This is a genomic window from Pseudomonas sp. TKO26, from assembly GCF_003225665.1.
GTDB classification, from domain to species: Bacteria; Pseudomonadota; Gammaproteobacteria; order Pseudomonadales; family Pseudomonadaceae; genus Aquipseudomonas; species Aquipseudomonas saponiphila.
In genome coordinates this window covers 81,127-100,523 of the sequence record NZ_QKLN01000002.1, presented here as the reverse complement: position 1 = coordinate 100,523, position 19,397 = coordinate 81,127, and the positions used below count along the sequence as shown (strand labels likewise).

Here is a 19,397-nt window from a genome sequence, read left to right as displayed (position 1 = left end):
TGTGTATCCATTAAGCCAGCTTGAGCAGCGGGCCTTTTAATTCGAGTCGAGCATCTTGGTGTGCTGCACTGCGCAGCATCGGCTCGGTGACCACCAAGCCTGTCGGCAATTTGCTGATGAGCTGGACCAAGGGCATGGGGCGGCCGGCCTTTTGTAGCAGCGCCACCATTTCGTCGGCCAGACTGGGGGCGGCATGGCCTAGCCCAGCATTGAGAGACCACGCTAGTTCACCACTGGGCAATTCACAGCGTTGCAGGGACGGCGTACAAGCCAGCCATAGGCTCAACTGTGCACGACTCCATCCCAGCTTGTGCCATTGCGTGCCGTGGTCCACCCACAATTGCTCCAGTGTGGTAGGGCCGGTTTTCATGCCCCGCCGAATGACGTCTAAAAGATCAAAGTTAGTCATGCAGCCCCTCGCCGATTGGGTGGGGTGTCGGGGCTCGATAACCTGGGGCAAGCGTTGCATTTGCAACGCCGTAAAGCGCCAGATGGTCCTTTAGCCAGAGCCGGTACTCATGCCCACGCAGGCTGTGGTCAGCAGAGCAGTCCACACTCCATCCCCGCAGAATGTATCCGGCTGTCGCGGCACGCAACTTCATCCGCAGAACACCGCCCTGCATGCTGTAGTCCATCTCGGTGATCTCTGGTCGAGGTTGATTCGGGTGTGGCACCAACTCCAGCTCGACGACCCGAGTCCATTGAATGTCTTGATAGCTCATCTCGTGGGCTGCAACTGGCCGCCCCTTGAGCACGACAGGGTTCTTGATCCGGGTGATGACGAAATCACGGAACTCCTGTGACTTTCGGTCAAAGGCGCGGACGTGCCAGCGCAGGCCGTTGTCGATGAGCGCAAACGGGACGACCTCCCGCTCAGTGCGCCCGCTGGAAATCGAGTGGTACTCAATGCTAAGCGGACATTCCTGGTGGATTGCCCGGGTCAAGCTCGCCAGCACATCCAGATCTGGGTAGGTGAGGCAAGACGGGCGCTCGCTGATCACCCAGGCGCTGATATGCATCGGCTCGCCGTCGCCGAAACCTTGAGTTAGCCACGACATTACTCGCCCTGGGGGAAAATTAAAGACCGGCCGGAAAGTCGTGCCCAGACCGTAAGCCTTTGCTTTGGTGTCGTAGTCGATGTTGCCGGGAGCGATCTCTTTGTACAGAGCCAAGTCCCGTGTGGCGGCGGCAGATTGGATGCCAAACCGCGACACTAAGCCCTGACGGCGAATCTCCCCCATGAAGCGTATGCTCAACTCCACAAACGCGAGACGGTCGCGTTGCGGTTGGGTCAAGTCGGCAAGTTGTGTTATTGACATCCTGACTAGCTCATCCAGTTCGGCAATTGTTGGTTCAGCTCAGTGCGAGGACATGTTAGTCACCCAACGGATCTAGTGTCGAGTCTTAATAATGCATATATTCGATGCATTATGATTACCATTTCGCGACTGGAATAGGCTAAATCATCCCCTTGCGGGGAGCCTGGGAGACGCGGTGAGTACCAGTCAGGGACAGGATGGGGCAAGAAATTGATCAAATGGGCAGACCGCACATCAGCGGCTTGTACACCGCGAATCTGCTTGGAAACATCAGAAGCCACCTGGCAGGACTTCAAGACTATGACGTCATGGTCCTTGAACTCATTCAGAAAGCGGAGTCGGTGGTTTTTGACGTCACCGATCAGGGGCTCGTTGTATTCAATAGCTGACGGCCTGGACAGGCCATGCGCCTTTCTTACCGAAGGTAACTATAAGTGTAACTACCACCGAATCACGGATGTCGGCAGCACTGGCAGGTCCAAGGCGCGGAAGTGGTGGATCTGTGCCGGCTCTCGCCTGATCAGGCGGCAAAGCTGCTTAAACGCATGAAAGACAAAGGCGCTCTGATACAGCAAGGTGAGCGACGCTGGGCGGTCTATAAGCTCGGCTAAAAATCCTATGAGCCGCTATGAGCCTGTATGAGCTCATACCCGCCTTGTAATGGTCTACTGAAGCAGCGTTAAGTCTCTTTCTATTGTGCGAACTTTCCTAGAAACTCCTAGCCGCTTGCGCCTACCCCCTCACCCTGGCTAGCCTCGATCCGTCACTGCAAATTCAGTGACCGGGTTTAGCAGCTCGACGTGTAACTAGGCGCATGGCGCCCCCATTACGTGGCGCTTTTTTTGGCTCCGCTTTATGGCGGCCGTGCGCAGGGCACCTTCGGGTGCGCCGGGTTCCTAGTACACCGGTCTGCTAACCTGCGAACGGCCGCCACCCTATCGTTTAGCAGCGACGGTGAAGGCTCCTATCTCTGTACTAGGAGTTACGCCATGAAAAAGCTCGTCCCCGATCCGCCCCTCACTGCTGCCCAGCGCGGCAGAAATCCCGAGCACGATCTGGCCAATCAGCAGATCCGGCAGCAACTGTCACTTCAGCCTGCCGATGCTTCTCTGATCCAGTCACTGCAGAAAACCATCAGTACCCCGGTCAGTCGCGATTCTCTGTTCTCGGTACGCAGCGGCATCAACGCCGAAGAAGCCCTGCTCCACGTCTCCCTGCTGCTCAAAAGCGCCGAAGAAGTCTCCGATGAAATCACCGAGCGCGGCAGCAGTATCGAGCGCGGTCTGATCTGGTCCCTGGTGCATTCGGTGGAGATGGCCCGGGCGGTGGTGGATGCCTTGCTCGATGGCAGTCGCCACAGGCCGTCGCTGAAGTAGCACGCCTCGCGAACGCACAGCGCGGCAGCACGACCTGCCGCGCTGTCTCCTCAAACAAACCGCCCCGCCCTGAGCACCTTCAAAAAGGTGTAAGACGCACGGTTCAAGGTCTCTCGCAGATCGCTGATAACGCTCACCAAGCGCACGATGCGCTGGTCTTCCAGGCGGAAGTTCAGTGGGTCGCCCGCTGTGGAGCGGCTCAGCAGTTCCGATAGCAGGGTCACGCTCATGCGCGTGACCGGCAACCTCGGTTTTGATCGCTACTGGGTCGTGGACGGCTCGACCAGTGGCCGCAGCCCCACGATCAACCCAATCGGCAACCACAGCACAACCCAATAAGGATTGGGCCGAGTGAACACGCTCGAGATATCCGAAACCATCGCCACCAGGGCGAACACCAAAGTCGCCAGGGCCACGCGCGCAGCAGGATCGGCACGCAAGCGCCACGCCTTGAAGAGCGCGGTGCCGAGCAACAGCACGAACAAGACAAAGCCGACAATCCCGTACTCGAACCACAGCTGCAAGTACAGACTGTGGGCGTGATGCACGATATCGCCCCAGGGATAGCGGTAGACCAAGCTGACGCCGGGCCCCTGGCCCAGAGCCCAGAACTCGGGCAGACGGGCCAGCCAGTTCAGCCAGATCGGACCGCGCTGGCTGGCGCCCAGAAACCATTCGTGCTCAACCCGCGACCAGAACACCGCCATCATCAGCAGTATCAACAGTGCACCGATCAGCAGCAGGACACGCGCACGCCGTTGCGGGCTGAGCAGTAGCAGGGTCAGGCTGCCCGCCAGGGTCGAGAACCAGGCACCACGCGAGAAGGTCAACAGCACATACACCAACAAACCTGCCAGGCCGACCAGTACAGGCAACCAGGCCCACGCCTTGAGTTCACGTTCCACCAGGACGCTGAGCAGCAGCACGGCGAAAATCCCGTAGTAAAGGCCCGCCGGGATGGGGTATGAGAAATCCGCGAAACCATGCCAGCCCAACTCTTGCAGCCGACCGGTGCTTCTGAGTACCTCGTAGGCCAGCGGCTTATCCAGAACGACAAACTGAACCATCAGTGTCAGCCAGGCAAAACAGCAGGCGAGCAGCACCGCGAGAGCCAGGGGGATTTCGATCACGCCCCGGCGGACCAGATGACCGACCACGAACACATAGAGCAAGATCAGCAACGCCACCTTCAGCGAGTAGCCAGGCGCCTTCCAAGAATCGTCAAAGCAGCTCCGTAGCACCACCCAGCCCAGCAGGGCCAGCAGTATCAGAGCGCTGGGTTGGCGCCACAAGGAGAGCGCAAACCGCTCGGCGATCAGCAGAATCAGCGCCGGTACGAACAGCAACAGGTAGACCTGCGTGGCTTGGCGACTGCCATCGTTATTGAATAGAAAACCGCTCAGTTGCACGAACAGGCCCAGGGCCAACAACGCAAGACCGGGTCGGGACAGCAGAGTACGCAAGGATTCACGAAGCATGACGGCTCCTGCTTTCAGCACTGGGCTCGGGTCTTGGCCCGCATCGCAAGCCTTATACGGGTAACGGCCAGCAACAGTAAGTAGATGCTGTTGCTACGCACGTAGCGCCAGAGCAGGCGACGAGGCTCCAGCACCAAGCGGAACAACCATTCCATGGCAATCTTCTGAACCCAGCGCGGCGCCCGAGGCAACTGGCCGGAGAGCACGTCGAACGAACCGCCCACCCCCATGCCCACCCGGACGCCCAGGTTCGGCCAATGGGTTTGCAGCAGCAATTCCTTTTTGGGGGAGCTGATGCCGATAAACAGGATATCCGCACCGCTGGCGCGGACCTCTTCAATCACCTTCGCTTCTTCGCTGGCCGTGAAGTAACCATTGCGCAGGCCGGCAATGCGCAAGCCGGGGTAGCGGGCCAGCAAACGCTCTGCCGTCGACTCGACCACCTCCTGGCGTGCTCCGAGCAGATACACCGAAGCACCGCTCTCGGCGGCCATTTCGCACAGCCGCCCCATCAGGTCGATACCCGCGCAGCGCGCTGGCGCCTCGATCCCCAGCGCCTTGAGTCCCAGGGCAATGCCCGCGCCATCGATATGGACACACTCCGCCTCGTGCAACGCCTGCATCAGGAATGGGGTGGCGCGTGCGTCGACCAGTTTGGCGACGTTGAGCCCCTCCAGGCGCAGGCGACGACCATCCGTGATGGCGTGCCGAGCCTGCTCGATCACCTCCTGCGGGCTGAGCAGGTCCAGAGGACATCCCAGAAACTCAATGCGGCGGCTATCCGGAGTGCTGTTCATTGAACATGGGCTCTATGGGGTCGCGAGTGGGCGAGGTGCTGCGCAGCGTGGCTCCGCAAAGCAGCCAGAAGGCGCCCGTGCCGGAGACGGTGAGCAAGTGCTCGGAACTGATCAAGGTGGTGGCCAGGCCCAGCGTCAACCAGAACATCGCCAGCAGCATGGGCTCAGGGTGCCGACGATAACGGTTCCACAAAGTCAGGGCCATGTTCAGGTAGAACCAGAGAAACAACAGGACAGCGGGCAGGCCCAACTGGAACGCAATACTGAAGATTGCCCCTTCGCCGCCTCCGATCAACGTCTGTTGCTGCTGGGCCGCCTGCGCGCCCTGGGCGCCGAGCCCGGCCCCCAGCAACAGCACCTTGGGCAGATCCAGCAGGTTTTTCTGCAACGCCTGCCAGTGGCCGATGGTTGAGCCATCCAGAAAATTGATGCTCATCTGCACGATGCCATAGGAGATCATCGCAATCCCCCCGCAGACGCCAGCGGCCACCAACCAGCGTATGGCGCGGTAACGGAACAGCGAGGTACCCGTGGCCAGGTAACCAATCAGCGCCAGACTGCCGGCGAGCATGGCGCCGCGCGTTCCCGACATCCAGATTCCCACGAACAGCAAACCACTGAGCAGCAGGCTGAGATAGCCAGCACGTCGCTCCGACCAGGCGATGGCAGCCACCGCCACTACCGCCAGGAACATGCCCTGCGCCAGGGGGGACGCCAGCAGACCCGCCGCCCGCCGTTGCAGGTCGACGCCGCCGTAGAAGTTCCATGGCAAGCCGCTTTCCCAATTGGCGCCCAACGCCATGCCCTTGATATCGCGCATGTAACGCGGATAGCCAAGGGTCTCGGTCCAAAACGTTGTGTGCTCCTGCTCCCAGGCGCCAAACAATGTGCTGGCAATACCCAGCAGCACCAGCAAGGCGACGCAACTGCGCAACTGTTCAGGGTGGCGCACGCAGTAGAAACCCAGCAGAAAAAACAGCACGGGAATCATCAGCGTGCCGTAGGAACCCAGCAAGATGCTCGGCGTCATGCTCGCCCGGTTGACCAGCAGGTAGCACAGCGCCAGGGCACTGTAGGCCACCAGCGGCAGCAACAGACGGCTCGGTAAACGAGTGCTGAGTAGACAGCAAGCGGCGAGCACCACCACCACTCCATCACGCAGGTTGCGCAGCAACCCCACGCCCGGCCAGGCACCGTCGCCATACAGCCAGGCACTGCCCAGGTCGCCCAGGTGCACCCAGAGGATGATCAGCAACACAATCCTGAACCTCATCGCCGTGCCTGCTCTGCACAGTGACGACGATGCTGCCGCCAGCGCTGCCATTCACCTAGCAAGCCCGGCCCCAGCCCACGCATGGCCATGGCTTTGAGCAGCGCCTTGATCCGGTCCCTGTACCCCCAGCCGACCCGTGAAATCCACTGATCGACAGCCTCCACCTGCTGTTGCGCTGCCGGCGCCACAGGCTGGCTGACCGGTGTCGTCGGGCGCAGCGCCTCCAGCCACAGCGTCCCCTCCAGCGCACCGACCGGATGGGCGCCGCAGTACAACACCTGCAGACCGGCCGCTTCGGCCAGGCGCCGCAGGCTGTCGGCACAGAAGTAACTCAGGTGCGCCGGATGGACGAACAAGCGGGTCTGCCAGTCGCTCATCAGGTCTGGCACCTCCAGCCACAGGCGCCCTCCATCGCGCAGTCTTTGCACGGCCTGCTCAAGAAAATCGCGGGGGTCGATCAGATGTTCGAGCACATGAAACGCCACCACCGCATCCAGGCTCTGTTCCGGCAGGGTTGCCAGGCTCTCGACAAAGCGCACCGATGCCTGCCCGAGCAGGGCCTGGCGTTGCGCAATGTCCGGTTCGCTGGCGCTCAACTGCAAATCGGCCCGTTGCTGCGCGGCCTGCCCGAGAAAGGCGCCGAAACCTGCGCCCATTTCGAACAGTTGCCCTTGCGGCGGCAGGCTCGCGTCAATCAGGGCAAAGCGTTTGCGCGCCACCTCGGCATCGCCACGCCAGGCAAAAAAGCGCGCCGTACTGCGCCAAGGGACTTCGGCAGGAAACAGGCGGCGATACGGGCCGGTATAAAAACGCTGCAGTCCGGCCGCGCTGAAACCGGGGGCCAGGTACACCGTGGCGCAATAGCCACAACGCATGAGGGCCTGTCCGGAATGGGCATAGACCTCCGGCCAGAAGTAGCGCTGTGCGACGCTGCTGCCACACACACGGCACTGGCCGGTATCGGCCGCCAAGCCCCAGCCGTGGAAGTGTTCAGGCATAGATGCTCCGGTACCAGAGCGCTACTGACAGTGCCAGCCACAGCGTGCTGTGACATTGCGGCCTGGCCAGGTGCCGGCGCAGCGCGTTCAGGTCGACAAAATCATTCAATTCCGGGGGCAGATCTTCCAGCAGCTCACGCCAGGGCAACTGCGGCACCAGGAACTGTTCGGCATGGCCGAATCCGGTACTTTTCGGCGTGCTCACCAGCCGATCCGGCAAGATTCCCTTGAACGCGTCGCGCAGCAGGGCCTTGGAGAGACCGGCCCCTATCCGCTCCAGGGCCGGCGTACGAAACGCCCGCTCGACCAGGCGATGGTCCATGAATGGACTACGCAGTTCGATGCCGGCACTCATGCTGTTACGGTCGGCCATGCGCAGTGCCATAGGCAACAGATTATCCAGCTGGTCCTCGCGTATGCGCTGTTCCAGAGGACTGGACATACGCTGGCGCACTAGCGCCAGACGCTGCTGCTGAGCCTCCCACAAACCGGCGCTCATCGCCCCGACACTGGGACGATGGCGGCGCAGTAGCGGCCCTAACAGCGCCAGTGGCAGGTCCCAGACCAGGCGGTTGAACAGCAAACCGACAGGAAACGTGCGCAGCCTCAAGCGATTGGCCACCTGTATCAGGTCCCCGGACCGGAGCGCGTCCCTGGCCGCCACCGAGTGATAACGGGCCGAGTAGCCGCCGAACAGCTCATCGGCTCCTTCGCCGGAGAGCACCACCTTGAACCCCTGCTCGGCGATGGCCCGGTAGGTTCTGAAACTGGCCAGCACCGAGGGCGTACTGAAGGGCTCGCCTTGTACCCTAATCAGACTCATCAGCTCATCCGCGGATGGGAGGGGGGCAAAGCGCAGCACGTGATGCCGGTCGCCATGGCCACCTTCGGCCATGAACAACGCGGCTCGCGCCGACTCGTCGAACCCGGCCTGCTCGGCATCGCGGTAGCCGTAGGTGAACGCCGCATCGAGCCGCTGCCGAGGCTGCTGGCTGGCGTTGAGCGCCACCTGGGTAATGATGGAGCTGTCCAGGCCGCCGGACAGCAGGCTGGCCACCGGCACATCCGCCTGCAGACGCAGGTGCACCGCGTCCTCCACCAACTCCCGCAGCTCCATACGGGACAGCGGCTCGGCACTGCCGGGTTCGGGCCACTGGTGATAGGGCACCTGACTGAATCGGCCAGTTCGGCTCATGCGCCCGACCACGCCAGGTGGAACGGCGCGCACACCCTGGAAGAAAGTGGCCGTGCCCTGTTCGGAAAAGCCCGTGATCAGGAAGTCGAACACCTTTTCAGGATTCGGGGCCGGATAACCGCCGAGCATCTGGGCAATGGCGCTGACCTCACTGGCCAGCACCATCTGCTGACCGTCGTGATGCAGGTACAGCGGTTTCACCCCCAGCCGGTCACGGCTATACACCAGGTCGCCACTGGGCGCATCCCAGACCACCACGGCCCACATGCCGTTGCAGCGGGAGAAAAGCCCCTCGCCCCAGACGCGCCAGCCGTGCAGCAACACCTCGGTATCCCCATCGGTCACGAAGACGCAGCCAAGCGCACGCAGCTCATCACGCAGCTCGACAAAGTTGTAGATCGCGCCGTTGAACACCAACGCCGTGCCAGTAATCGGGCACCGCATGGGCTGCTCGGCGGCGCTGCTGGTATCGAGGATGGCCAGGCGGCGGTGCCCGAGCAGCGTCGGTGGCGCCGTCTCGACCATCAGCAGCCCCTCGGCATCGGGGCCGCGACGGGCGAGGCTGGCCAATGCCCGACTCGCCCGTTGCTGCAGGTCGGCTGCCGCGCTCAGCGCGCGTACGGCGATCAGCCCGCACATGGCCGGTACTCATGCCTATTCATCCATCACCCCTGTGCGACGTAGTTCGAGATAGCAAGGGCGGCGGCCCAGCAAACCGATCAAGGCCGGGACCGCCAGCATGATGGCCAGTCCGGCGGCCCAGCTGGTTTGCGCCGCCGCGCAAATTGCCAACGCACCCGACAAGGCGAGCAGGCCCCAGCGTCCCGGGCGCAGCCTGAGCATGACCAGCAATACGCTCATCACCAACAACATACCCACAACCCTGGCCCACAACACGGACGCTGGCGCGTCGCTCCAGGCGGCCATGAGCTGCAGCACCGCGCTGGCACCTAGCCCCAGAAGGAACGGTCGCACAAACTGCCCTTCGCGACGCTCGCCAATAAGCAGCAGCACGAGAAAACCGCTGGAGGCGGACAGGCCCCAGGCCAACACCACCAAGCCTGCCAACGCCAGCCACTGACGTGACTCGATCGGCAGATCCAGACATTGCGCCAGTGTGCCCAGCAACAGCATGTTGACGGTCGCCCAAGCCAGCAACGAAGCCACCGCCACGATCCGCTGACGACCACCCGCGCTGCTGGCCTGGCCCAGCAACAGACGGGATAACTGGCCCTGTACGCCAGAAAGGCCACTCAAGACATGGTTCAGCAGCAGAAAGACCGGCATGAACCCGGGTACCAGGGGCGCCAGCAGAAAAGGCGTGAGCCGGTCATGCAAGGTGCCGGACACGCTTAATGCACACAGGTGCAGCGCCGCCCTCAATTGGCCTTTGCCCAATAACGGTAACCACAACAGCCGCTGACCGCTCATGGCGACATTGACCATGGCCTGGGTGAGATACCCCAGGCTTACCGCCAGCCCTGCGCTGGCAGCCGCTGACAGGGGCAGGCTGACGCTGACCGGCCACCACAGCAGCAACCCGGCCGGCCAGGCGATCTGCGCCGCCATCAGCCCGCGCAGACGCTGGCCGGCCGCGATCAGCGGGGCGGAAAAATTGAACAGCGCAAACAGGCTGGCGGGGGCGGCGCTGAACAGGTATTGCCGCCCGGCCGGGTCATCGCTGTAGAACACCCAGCCAGTCAAGGCAAGGCCCATCAACACCAGGGTCGCGAGCAACCGCTGCCCGAGCGCGCAACGCCAGGTCACCAGCCAGTGGCTGGCATGGCGGTCTTCTCGCAGGAACAACGAGGCGTAGCCCAGGTCGGCCAGAAAGATCAGGGTCAGCAGTAGCAGGTGCGCCAGGCCGACCACTGCGTAGGTGGTCGCTCCCAGCGACTTCAAGAGAACGATCTGGAACGTCAGGTTGGCCAGTTGACCGATGGCGAAGGTCACGGCCGCCAGCACAAACGATTGACTGAGGGACCCGCCGTTGGCTGCGGGCCCCTGTCGCTCTGGAGAAAAGGACGAGCGTGGTCGCGTCGGACCCACGCTTACCGCACCTGGTCCGGAAACACGACCAGGCGCAGGGCCTCGGCAAACGCCAGGCGGGGCTGCCAGCCCAGTAACTGCAAGGTACGGCGGGGATCGCCCAACTGACTGGGGCGGTCGCCCCGCCGTTGCCGGGCCGGGTCAACTTCCACCTTCACCTGCACGCCGACAATGGCACCGAGTTGCAGCACCAGTTGTTCGACGGAATGCTCCACCCCCGAACACAGATTGAACACGTCGAATGGCACGTCTGTTCGCGGGTCGTTCAACATGGCGATCAGGCCGCGGGCGATGTCATCGGCGTGCAGGTAGTCACGCCGGGGCGTCAGGTTGCCCAGGCGTATGCCGCCATCGCTGGATTGGCGCAATTGCTTGAGCACATCGGGGATCAGATGGGCGTTGGGGTCATCATGGCCCACCGCGTTGAAAATCCGCGCCACCCGGCCGATATGCCCGCCGCGGCCGCTCCAGAACTGCAACTGCTGCTCGTTGCAGTGCTTGGACAACGCGTAGTTGTCACAGGCTGCCAAGGGGCTGGACAGCTCCGACAGCGGCCCTTCCTGCCAAGCGTACACAGCGCCACTCGAGGCGATCACCACGCGACCGACCTGCGCCGCTTCAGCCGCGGCCAGCAGCCTTTCGGTGCCCACCACGTTGACGTCCAGGCAATGGGCGCGCTGATTCTCGCAGGTGGGAATGTGGTGCACCGCCGCCAGATGCAGGATGGCATCGGGACGCCAGGAGGCCAGCAGGTCGGCCAGTACCTGGGCATCGCGCAGGTCACCCTGGACCGACCGACTGGCCTCGGGCGGCATCGAAAGGCCGCTGGAGAGATTATCCAGCACCGCCACCTCACCGCCGGCCGCGCGCCATTGCCGAACGACGCGGCGCCCCAACATACCGGCACCGCCGGTCACCAATAAGCGCATCATGACCTTGACTCCAAAATCAGCCGGCTGCGAATCAGACGTGGCAGCCACAGCAGCACGCCGCGCTCTTTATACAGCGCGACATATAGCGCGAGCACGATGGACAGCGCCACGAACACCAGCACGAAGGCCGCGACGCCCATCATCAGCGGGTTGCGTTGCGGCACCGGCGCCGCGGAAATCGCCGAGCGTGTCTTGATGCCGATCGCTTGCTGGCGCGACTCGGCCAGGGTCAGCTTGAGGTTGATATCCTCGGCGGCTTCCCGGGCACTGGCATCCAGTTGTACAGCACTGGCAAGCAACTGTTCGCGGTTGCTCTTGAGCTTGTCGAGAATGACCTGCCCCGAGGTCGCGTTGCGGATCGTTTCGTCCATGCCGGCCAACAGTCGCTCGGTCCAGTCGAGCTTGTCCAGATCACGCTGGGCCGCTCGCGCCTTGGCCTGCAGCTCGGAAATCGTGCTTTCCAGGGCGACGATCTGCGGCAAGGGCGACAGGTACTTGCCACCACCGTCGCTGACCGAAAACAGCGTGCTGGTTTGCAGATGGCGCAGATCCGGGTAGCGCTCCAGCAACTGGCGCATGTCGGCAATGCGCTGGCGGCACTGTTCAATGTCGAACTCGGCCTTGAGCACATCCAGCTTGAGTTGCGGACGATGATCGAGGGCGGCCTGGCTGGTCCTTACCAAGTCGATCAGGCTGTTGGCCAGAAAAGCTTCGCGTACTTGTTGGGCAAGGGCATTGATGGTCAGGCTGGCCTGTTCCTCATCGGACACCCGCAGGGCGAACTCCAAGCCAAGCCCCGTGCTGTTCTGGATTTGCGCAACCGGAATATCCCGGGCGTCGTCCCGATTGAGGGAGGAGCGATAGCGCACGCTCTGGACCCAGTACTCGGGATTGAGCGCGCGGTTGCGCAACTGCAGGCGCTTGGTGCCGACGTCTGGCTGGTCGTCGCCGAAGGCGTGATCGACCCAGCGCTTGTCCCAGAGAAACGACTGCGCCTGCCGCCATTCTTCAAGCGTTACCTTCGGCACCTCGAGCAGCGCGGACACGCTATACAGCGGGCGACTGCCTACCCAGGCAGCCACGGCAAACGCCGCCAGCACCGCCAAGAGCAGCAGCAGGCGCCAAAACCGCCGATAGAACTGCAGGGCTCGCAGCGCCAGCTCCGCCAGCGAAATTTCGTCGTAAGGCCCGATAGGTCTTGCTGTGGGCGTTGTATGCATCATTCCAACCTGATGGGCCTGCCTGCACAAACGTGCGGGCGGTCTGCTAGTCACGGGGCAAAGTGCGAGAATTTGACACAGCGACCAGGCCGCTGCAATGCGCTGGAGGTGTTTGGTACAACCGATGAAGAGAGACAGGTCGTTACCATCGTCTTGCGGGCTGCTAGAGTGCTGCCTCTTTTACCGACTCCTTCGATTCAATGCAGGAACAGGCATAGATGGCATTTTCTCTGCTCAATCAGCTTCGTCAGATCAATCGGCATCTTGTCGAGCTTCCCTGCCCTGGCTGCGGGCAATACGATCCACAGCTTGTCTGGCGATATGACCGCTATTTTCTGCAAGTCAACCTGTCGACCTGCCGCCATTGCGGCCTGGTTTATCTGGCGCGCGGGATGCAGGGCGAAACCCAGGCGCGCTTCTACGGCCAGCTCTACCCCCGCCTCATGCGCCAACCACCCGCCAGCAAAGCGATGTGGAACTATCGGTTGATCGCAGGCTATCGTTTTAGCGAGATCAGCGCCGTGGTTGGCCAATGCCAATCAGTACTGGATATCGGTGCCGGCCTGGGGTTTTTCCTCGATGCCTGCCGCACCCACGGCTATGAACGCTACATGGGCCTGGAACCAGGCGGCCCTCAGCGTGATCATGCGGTACAGGTACTGGGCTTGGGCGAGCACGTTCGCCCAGAGGAGCTCGACGAACAGACGCATCTGCCGTTCGCACCGCATCTGGTGACACTGTTCCATGTTCTGGAGCATCTTCAGGAACCGGGCAAAGCACTGGCGCGGATCGCCAAGCTGATGGACCCGCAGGGCTGGCTGGTGATCGAGGTTCCGGATATCGGGGCCGACTGGCCCGAGCTGGGTCTGTTGCAGGTGCATGTTTCGCACCGCAGCTATTTCTCTGCGCAAACCCTTGAGGCGTTGTTGAACGCCAATGGGTTTCATGCCCACCACTGGCGCCAGGAAGCCCATGGAATCTACGAAGGCAATCTGCGCGTGTATGCACGGCTCAGCGCACCGGCGACACCTGCCGTCGCGCCGCCACCACCATCAGCGGGCAACATCCGCGCTCACATCCTCAAACAGATTCGGCCTCTGAGTCTGCGTAACGGCTATCCGCGGATGGCGTTGCGGCTGGCTCGTCTCTAGAGGGAGGCGGGACCGTTACACACTCCGGTTCACTGCGCCCATGGCCGCTGCGCAGTAGCGCCATGGGTGTGGCTAGCAGGATAAACAGATCCAGCCACAGCGACTGGCGCGCAATGTACTCGAGGTCATCGCGCACCCGTGAAGCCATGTCGGATACGGCGCGGGTTTCCCCTCGCCGACCACGGATCTGGGCAAGTCCGGTGATACCGGGCCTGGCAGCTTGCCGTGCGGTGTAGCCACTCACCTTGGCGCCGTAATGCAGGTCATGAGCGACCGCGTGGGGCCGTGGGCCAACCAGGGACATATCACCGCGCAACACGTTGATCAGCTGAGGTAGCTCATCGATACCCCAGTGACGCATCCACTTGCCGAGCGGCGTGACACGCGGATCATCCAGGCGCGCCTGGGGCGCCAGCAAGTCATTACCGGCGGCCACCCGCATGCTGCGAAACTTCAGCACGGTAATGATCGAACCCTGCAAGCCGAGGCGCTGCTGACGAAATAGCGCCGGCCCGCCGTCCTGCAGGCGAACGATCAGCGCGATCACCACCAGCAGCGGCGCACAGACGCTGAGCAGCATGGCCGCGCAGAGAAAATCGAACAAGCGCTTGGCCGCCGCAGCGCCTGGCGAAAAAGCATGCACATCCTGCATGGGCAGCGTGGGGCACCCGCTTTCCAGGCGCTGAGGCGGAGTTGCGTGCAGGCAGGCATCGAAAATCACCACCCGCTCTGACAACGACCGGCTTGGCTGCTGCGTGAGCAAACCCAGGGCGTCTTCATGCGACAAGCGAACCGCGCCCTGACCAGGCTGTTCCGTGAACCGGCCGACATGTTGACAAGCGCCAGCCAGCACGAGTCTGGGCGCGCCGGGACGCCAGGCCAGGACCCGATCATTGCCCACCTCAAGCAGGGCAAGCGCGATACTGGCCAACAACAGCCAGCCCAGCGCCCACGACACCGATAACGAATAGCCGAACAACCCCGCCAGCCCCGCCAGCACGCCCAGCCCCAGCAGCAGTTGCCCGATACCCGTGGCCAGGCGTTCGGCCACGCGATGGCGGGGACGTATCAGCACCCAGTCCAGCCCCATGAACTGCAGCCCGGCCACCAATGCCAGGCCCCAGGTGCCTGGCCAGCCCCCCTCGGAATCAACGACCCAGCCTGCCAACCAGGCACTGGTGGCAACGCTCAGGCCGCGAGCCAACAGACGCGAAAGCGGGATGGCAGACATCAAACTTCGTGCCCCCGCCGGCGCAATGCCAGCCGGAAAAGACGCACGAATGGATAGAGAAAGCTCAGTGCGCGTGGCAGTCCCAGCCACTGTTGGTCCTTTGCCGTTGGGCTCAACCAGCCCGCCAGCGCCTGCCAACGGGCCGGCAGCGTGTCCTGCAAGGCGATGTCCAGGCGCACGCGCTTGAACAGGCCCTGAGCCGTCGCCACCTGGTCATCGCTCAATGACCTGCGCAGCGCATCCAGTGCCAGCTCGACCATCTCCCGGCTTGCCCGGCAAGGCCGGCGCACCTGCTGCAGAGGCGCCGGAACCTGCAGGTCGAACAGCAGGGTCAGCAGGCTGAGGCAGGTATCCAGCATCGCGCAGGTGCCGCTGCGCTTCACCTGGCTGGCGAGCAGCTCAAGGTCCAGGTCGGCGCGCTGCAACAGTGCGTATATATCCATCAGCCAGATCAAGCGGCGAAAACAGTGCTGGTTGGCGTGGGCAATCAAATACGGCAGCGCATAGGCCGGCGCCAGGCAGGTGACGTCGGTGCCTTGCAGGTCAAGCACCTGGGTTATTCGCTGCGGTGCGTGGAGCAAATGCTGGTGACGCAGAAGGCGGCGGTGCAGTTCGAGGCGCGGCTGCTGCTCGTGCACCAGTACCAGTTCATGGGTGGCATCGGGCAGGGGCCACTGTTGATCAGGGGCCATGTGATAGCCCATGTCCCGCAATACACCCAGGGCCTCGGGCCACTGCTCGGCCGGCAGCAGCACATCCAGGTCCAGACCGCCCCGTGCGCCGAGATTGCCGTAGGCCTGCACCGCCAGCGCCGGCCCTTTGAGCGCCAGCGGCTGCAGGCCTCGCGCGGCAAATACCGCGACCAGGCGCTTGAGCCCGGCCCCCAGCGCCAGGGCCCGTATGGCAATGCGCTGGCGTTCGATATTCAGCGCTGTCATGCAAATGGGGGGCACGCTTTGCACCCTGTCGGACTGCAATAGGCCCGCTACCCCATGGTGGCGGATGAACCGGCAAAGGGCGGGTACGGCGGGAGCAGTGAACGGCTGCTCGAACCCCATCAAGAACAAGGTTGCCAGCAGCAGTTCGGCGCCGTCGCCATGGATGTCATCGGCGTTCTGCCCGGCGGCACTGGCAGTAAAATGAGCATGAGGTAAGGCCATAACGGGCATGTATCCAGTGCACTACTCAAGCGGCTGAGGTAGTTGGCAACTCAGCCGCCTAGCTGTAGCGTGGCGAGCATCAGATAAATCGGATATTACCCCATGAAGTTATCCGACTGGCTACGAGATTCTTCCATGGAGTACGTTGAATACATGCGTCAGCAGTTTGGCTCGGATGCGGCAGATGTTCGCCACGAACTGTTCTTCCTGCACGCCGGAAGAAGCCAGATCGCGGCCGGGCTTCGTGCCCTGGCAGCCCTGCTGCGTGATTCCTGGCTATTGCTCAGGTGCGCGAGCGCCGGCCTCAGTGCGCAGGGGCACAAGCAAGCCATCCTGTTGACCACTCTGGCAGGGGCGAGTGGCTGGAGCACCCTGCAGCGGACACTGCCCGCCCTGGCAGCGGCGGGCTACACGCCGCTGGTGGTGTTGCACCCACGCTTGGCCATCGATGATATCTCCCCCGCCCTGCCCTGCATCCGACCCGCGCGCCCCGGCTTGCAGGATTGGCGCTCGGCCTTGCGCGTGTTCATCGCCACGCTGAGGCAAGCGCAGCCGCTGCTGCTTGCCAGTTGCCTGGCCCGCCGTGTGCTCTGGTCCGCCAGCTTGCGGCGTACCCTGGCAGGCAGCCGTGGCGTCGTGCTGTTGCACAACGATTTCGATCTGATGAGCCGCGCCGCGATTGGCCAGGGGCTGACCAGCATCTGCGTGCAACACGGCATTGCCACGGATGAGTTCTTCCCGACCCAGGCCGACTGCTACCTGGTATGGGGAGACGCCAGCCGTCAGGTGTTCGAGGCCAACGGCACCCCGAGCGCGCAGTTGGTCGAGGACGCATTGGGCCGGGGTAAGCGCTCGGAGCAGGCTGCGCACGCCCCGGAAGGCATTGCCCTGCTCTCGCAAACCCATGCCCGGATACTGGGCGAAGGCATTGGCGAAGCCCTGGCAAGCTTTGCCCATGCGCTACTGCAAATCGCTCCGGATGCGCGCATTCTGCTGCACCCCCAGGAGGACCAGCCCTACAGCGGTGCTGCCGCACGCGCCAGTCGCCGCCCACCGCACCCGGAGCTGCAACCCCGGGCCGCCATACCGCAGTTGGTGGTGGGTTACTGTTCCACTGCCATGCTGGAGGCCGCGCTGGCCGGGCATTGGGTGGTGGCGTTGCAGCTGGAATTGCCGGGGAATCTCGCGGTACGCCAGGCAATGGCGGCGCCTTTGCAGGCCGCGACAGCCAAGCAAGTGACCAGCCTCTACCAGCGCCTGCGTGATGACCCGGCCTTTCGCCAGGCCACCGGACAGGCCCAGGCCCAATGGTTGCGCAGCCACTTTGCCAGGCAAACCAGCGGGCTTGCCGGCTTGCTGCAACGGCTCGGGCAGCCGGCAACGCTGGAGTCCGTGGCATGACCATCCGGGTACTGCATGTCAGCAAGGAGTTCGAACCCCTATCCAGCGGCGTGGCCCGTCATATCCAGGGGCTGGCGACGGCGATACAGGCCGATGACAGTGCCCGCATCACCATCCTTGCCCCACGGGTCGACGTGGCCAGCGGCGGGCTCGACGTTCGCCAGGGGGGGTATCGAAGCCTCTGGTCCGCCCTGGCCGAGCACGACCTCGTGCATGTGCATGGCGCCCGTACCCCAATTGCCGCATTCGCCGCCCTGCTGGCCGTCGTCCGTGGCCGGCCGCTGGTGTACACCCCGCACTGTTACTACGACACGGGCTCCAGGTGGCGGCTTCTGCTCAAGCGCCTGTGGGACAGCAGCGTCGAACGCCTGATGGTGCGTGCCGCCAGCGCCGTGGTGCTACTGCACAAGGGCTGGGAGGCCGACCTTGCCCGACGCGGCTTGCGGCCCACGCGGGTGCTGATCATTCCCAACTGCATTGATGATCACCGCCAGCCTGCTGTCGCCAACCCGGCGCCGCTGGAGGGGGCGCCGGCCTTGCTGTCCATCGGGCGCCTGGATCCAGTCAAGCGCCTCGATGATGTGATTGCTGCACTGAAAACGCCCCCACTGACCCAGGCCGTTCTGCACATCGTCGGTCAAGGCAGTGATCGCGCGCGCCTGGAAACCTTGACGGCACAATGGGGCCTGTCCTCGCGCGTGCGCTTTCATGGCTGGCAGGACGACACCGTTAGCCAACAGATGATGGCCGGTTGCAAGGCAATGGTGCTGGCTTCCGAACGCGAAGGCATGCCGACGGTCATCATTGAGGCGTTGCTGGCCGGCGTGCCCATCGCCTGCTCGGATATCGAGGGCTGCCGTGCCATCACCGATGCCGTCGGCTGGAGCGGCGTGTTCGCCTTGGGCGACACCCAGGCCCTGGGCACCTGTGCCGCCCAGTGCGCGCAGAGCCAGGTGCCGCACCGCGTGGTAGAGGCCGTTCGCCAGGGCTTCACCTGGCAGCGCAAAGCCGCCGAGCTGCTGGCCTTCTACCAGCAGGCCGCGCGGCGGTCGCGCCCTAACGGCTGGATGAGACGGCTGGCGCGCCATTTGACCGACTACGACAACCCGCGTGCGCTCGGCACGCGGCTGCGCACCCGGCGAATCGCGCCACTACGGGACATGATCGAGCAAGCCTACGCCCGTCATGGCCATGTCAACCTGCTGGATGTAGGTGGCACCCAGAGCTATTGGAACATCCTGCCGGCGTCCTACCTGGCCTCACGCCGCGTGTCCATCACGCTGCTCAACACCACGCCGGTCCGCCAGCCCCTAGGGCCGCCATTCAACGCACTGTGCGCCGATGGCTGTGACCTGAGCCAGTTCGAGAACGGTGCCTTCCATATCGTGCATTCCAACTCCGTGATCGAGCATGTGGGCGGTCCGCAGCGGGCTGAACGTTTTGCCCGAGAGCTGGTGCGCGTCGCCGAACGCTACTTTGTCCAGACACCCGATTTCTGGTGCCCACTGGAACCGCACTGCATGACGCCGTTTTTTCACTGGCTGCCGCGTCGCCTCAGGGTCGGGCTGGTACGCCAATTAGCACTGGGGCACTGGCAACGCGCCGCGAACCACGAACACGCCGAGTTCATTGTCGATAGCGCTCGTCTGCTGACCCGCCGACAGATGCAGACCTTGTTTCCCAGTGCCCGCATCATCCGCGAACGAATCCTCGGCGTGCCCAAATCCTTGATTGCCGTAAGCCCATGAAACTTTTGAAACACTTTGCACTGTTCGACCTTCCACCACGGGCACTGGCCTTCGTCAGACGCTGTGGCG

17 protein-coding genes are annotated in these 19,397 nt (G+C 63.2%); 4 read left to right on the top strand and 13 right to left on the bottom strand.

All coding sequences use genetic code 11. The annotated features are described in order from the left end of the window. Window positions 1-10: 10 nt before the first annotated feature. Window positions 11-409, bottom strand: a complete 399-nt coding sequence (locus DNK59_RS03695) for a hypothetical protein (RefSeq protein WP_110722320.1) — start codon at window positions 407-409, stop codon at window positions 11-13. After that, window positions 402-1,319: a WYL domain-containing protein gene (locus DNK59_RS03690; protein WP_110722319.1), complete on the bottom strand. Its 918-nt coding sequence runs from the start codon at window positions 1,317-1,319 to the stop codon at window positions 402-404. The genes DNK59_RS03695 and DNK59_RS03690 overlap by 8 nt, the downstream gene beginning before the upstream one ends. Window positions 1,320-2,308: 989 nt before the next feature. Here DNK59_RS03690 and DNK59_RS03675 point away from each other — a divergent pair. Beyond that, a complete protein-coding gene (locus tag DNK59_RS03675) occupies window positions 2,309-2,695 on the top strand; it encodes a DUF3077 domain-containing protein (protein WP_110722318.1) in 387 nt (128 codons plus the stop codon). Between the two features lie 50 nt (window positions 2,696-2,745). On the opposite strand, the gene DNK59_RS03670 is transcribed toward DNK59_RS03675, so the two are convergent. From DNK59_RS03670 to DNK59_RS03630, 9 genes are all read right to left on the bottom strand, one after another. Further along, window positions 2,746-2,925, bottom strand: a complete 180-nt coding sequence (locus DNK59_RS03670) for a hypothetical protein (protein ID WP_256596289.1) — start codon at window positions 2,923-2,925, stop codon at window positions 2,746-2,748. A gap of 30 nt (window positions 2,926-2,955) precedes the next feature. After that, entirely contained in the window at window positions 2,956-4,173 is a 1,218-nt protein-coding gene (locus DNK59_RS03665) for an O-antigen ligase (protein ID WP_256596288.1), read from the bottom strand. A 14-nt stretch (window positions 4,174-4,187) separates the two neighbouring features. After that, window positions 4,188-4,970: a WecB/TagA/CpsF family glycosyltransferase gene (locus tag DNK59_RS03660; RefSeq protein ID WP_110722317.1), complete on the bottom strand. Its 783-nt coding sequence runs from the start codon at window positions 4,968-4,970 to the stop codon at window positions 4,188-4,190. Continuing rightward, window positions 4,951-6,243 (bottom strand): hypothetical protein, encoded by a 1,293-nt coding sequence (locus tag DNK59_RS03655; RefSeq protein WP_256596287.1) that lies wholly within the window; start codon window positions 6,241-6,243, stop codon window positions 4,951-4,953. Before DNK59_RS03655 ends, DNK59_RS03660 begins: the two co-directional genes overlap by 20 nt. Further along, window positions 6,240-7,241, bottom strand: coding sequence for a class I SAM-dependent methyltransferase (locus DNK59_RS03650; protein ID WP_110722315.1), 1,002 nt, complete (start codon window positions 7,239-7,241; stop codon window positions 6,240-6,242). Before DNK59_RS03650 ends, DNK59_RS03655 begins: the two co-directional genes overlap by 4 nt. Further along, complete coding sequence (gene asnB / locus DNK59_RS03645) at window positions 7,234-9,075, bottom strand: asparagine synthase (glutamine-hydrolyzing) (protein WP_110722314.1); 1,842 nt, start codon at window positions 9,073-9,075, stop codon at window positions 7,234-7,236. Before asnB ends, DNK59_RS03650 begins: the two co-directional genes overlap by 8 nt. A gap of 15 nt (window positions 9,076-9,090) precedes the next feature. Continuing rightward, window positions 9,091-10,389, bottom strand: coding sequence for a hypothetical protein (locus tag DNK59_RS03640; RefSeq protein ID WP_146249988.1), 1,299 nt, complete (start codon window positions 10,387-10,389; stop codon window positions 9,091-9,093). Between the two features lie 98 nt (window positions 10,390-10,487). After that, on the bottom strand, window positions 10,488-11,417 hold the full coding sequence (locus DNK59_RS03635; RefSeq protein WP_110722312.1) for an NAD(P)-dependent oxidoreductase: 930 nt from the start codon (window positions 11,415-11,417) through the stop codon (window positions 10,488-10,490). Continuing rightward, window positions 11,414-12,637, bottom strand: a complete 1,224-nt coding sequence (locus DNK59_RS03630; RefSeq protein ID WP_146249987.1) for a hypothetical protein — start codon at window positions 12,635-12,637, stop codon at window positions 11,414-11,416. Before DNK59_RS03630 ends, DNK59_RS03635 begins: the two co-directional genes overlap by 4 nt. Before the next feature lie 218 nt (window positions 12,638-12,855). On the opposite strand from DNK59_RS03630, the gene DNK59_RS03625 reads away from it, so the two are divergent. Then, window positions 12,856-13,788, top strand: coding sequence for a class I SAM-dependent methyltransferase (locus tag DNK59_RS03625; RefSeq protein ID WP_110722310.1), 933 nt, complete (start codon window positions 12,856-12,858; stop codon window positions 13,786-13,788). Here DNK59_RS03625 and DNK59_RS32060 read toward each other — a convergent pair. After that, the gene (locus DNK59_RS32060) at window positions 13,718-15,019 is read right to left on the bottom strand and encodes a sugar transferase (RefSeq protein ID WP_110722309.1); all 1,302 of its coding nucleotides are present in this window, start codon (window positions 15,017-15,019) and stop codon (window positions 13,718-13,720) included. The genes DNK59_RS03625 and DNK59_RS32060 overlap by 71 nt on opposite strands. Further along, window positions 15,019-16,179 carry a nucleotidyltransferase family protein gene (locus tag DNK59_RS03615; protein WP_158288741.1) on the bottom strand — a complete coding sequence of 387 codons (1,161 nt, stop codon included), beginning with the start codon at window positions 16,177-16,179 and terminating at the stop codon, window positions 15,019-15,021. The genes DNK59_RS32060 and DNK59_RS03615 overlap by 1 nt, the downstream gene beginning before the upstream one ends. Before the next feature lie 135 nt (window positions 16,180-16,314). On the opposite strand from DNK59_RS03615, the gene DNK59_RS03610 reads away from it, so the two are divergent. Together DNK59_RS03610 and DNK59_RS03605 are read left to right on the top strand one after the other, a co-directional pair. Continuing rightward, the gene (locus tag DNK59_RS03610; RefSeq protein ID WP_146249877.1) at window positions 16,315-17,580 is read left to right on the top strand and encodes a hypothetical protein; all 1,266 of its coding nucleotides are present in this window, start codon (window positions 16,315-16,317) and stop codon (window positions 17,578-17,580) included. Continuing rightward, window positions 17,577-19,328 carry a glycosyltransferase gene (locus tag DNK59_RS03605; protein ID WP_158288740.1) on the top strand — a complete coding sequence of 584 codons (1,752 nt, stop codon included), beginning with the start codon at window positions 17,577-17,579 and terminating at the stop codon, window positions 19,326-19,328. The genes DNK59_RS03610 and DNK59_RS03605 overlap by 4 nt, the downstream gene beginning before the upstream one ends. Window positions 19,329-19,397 lie beyond the last annotated feature (69 nt).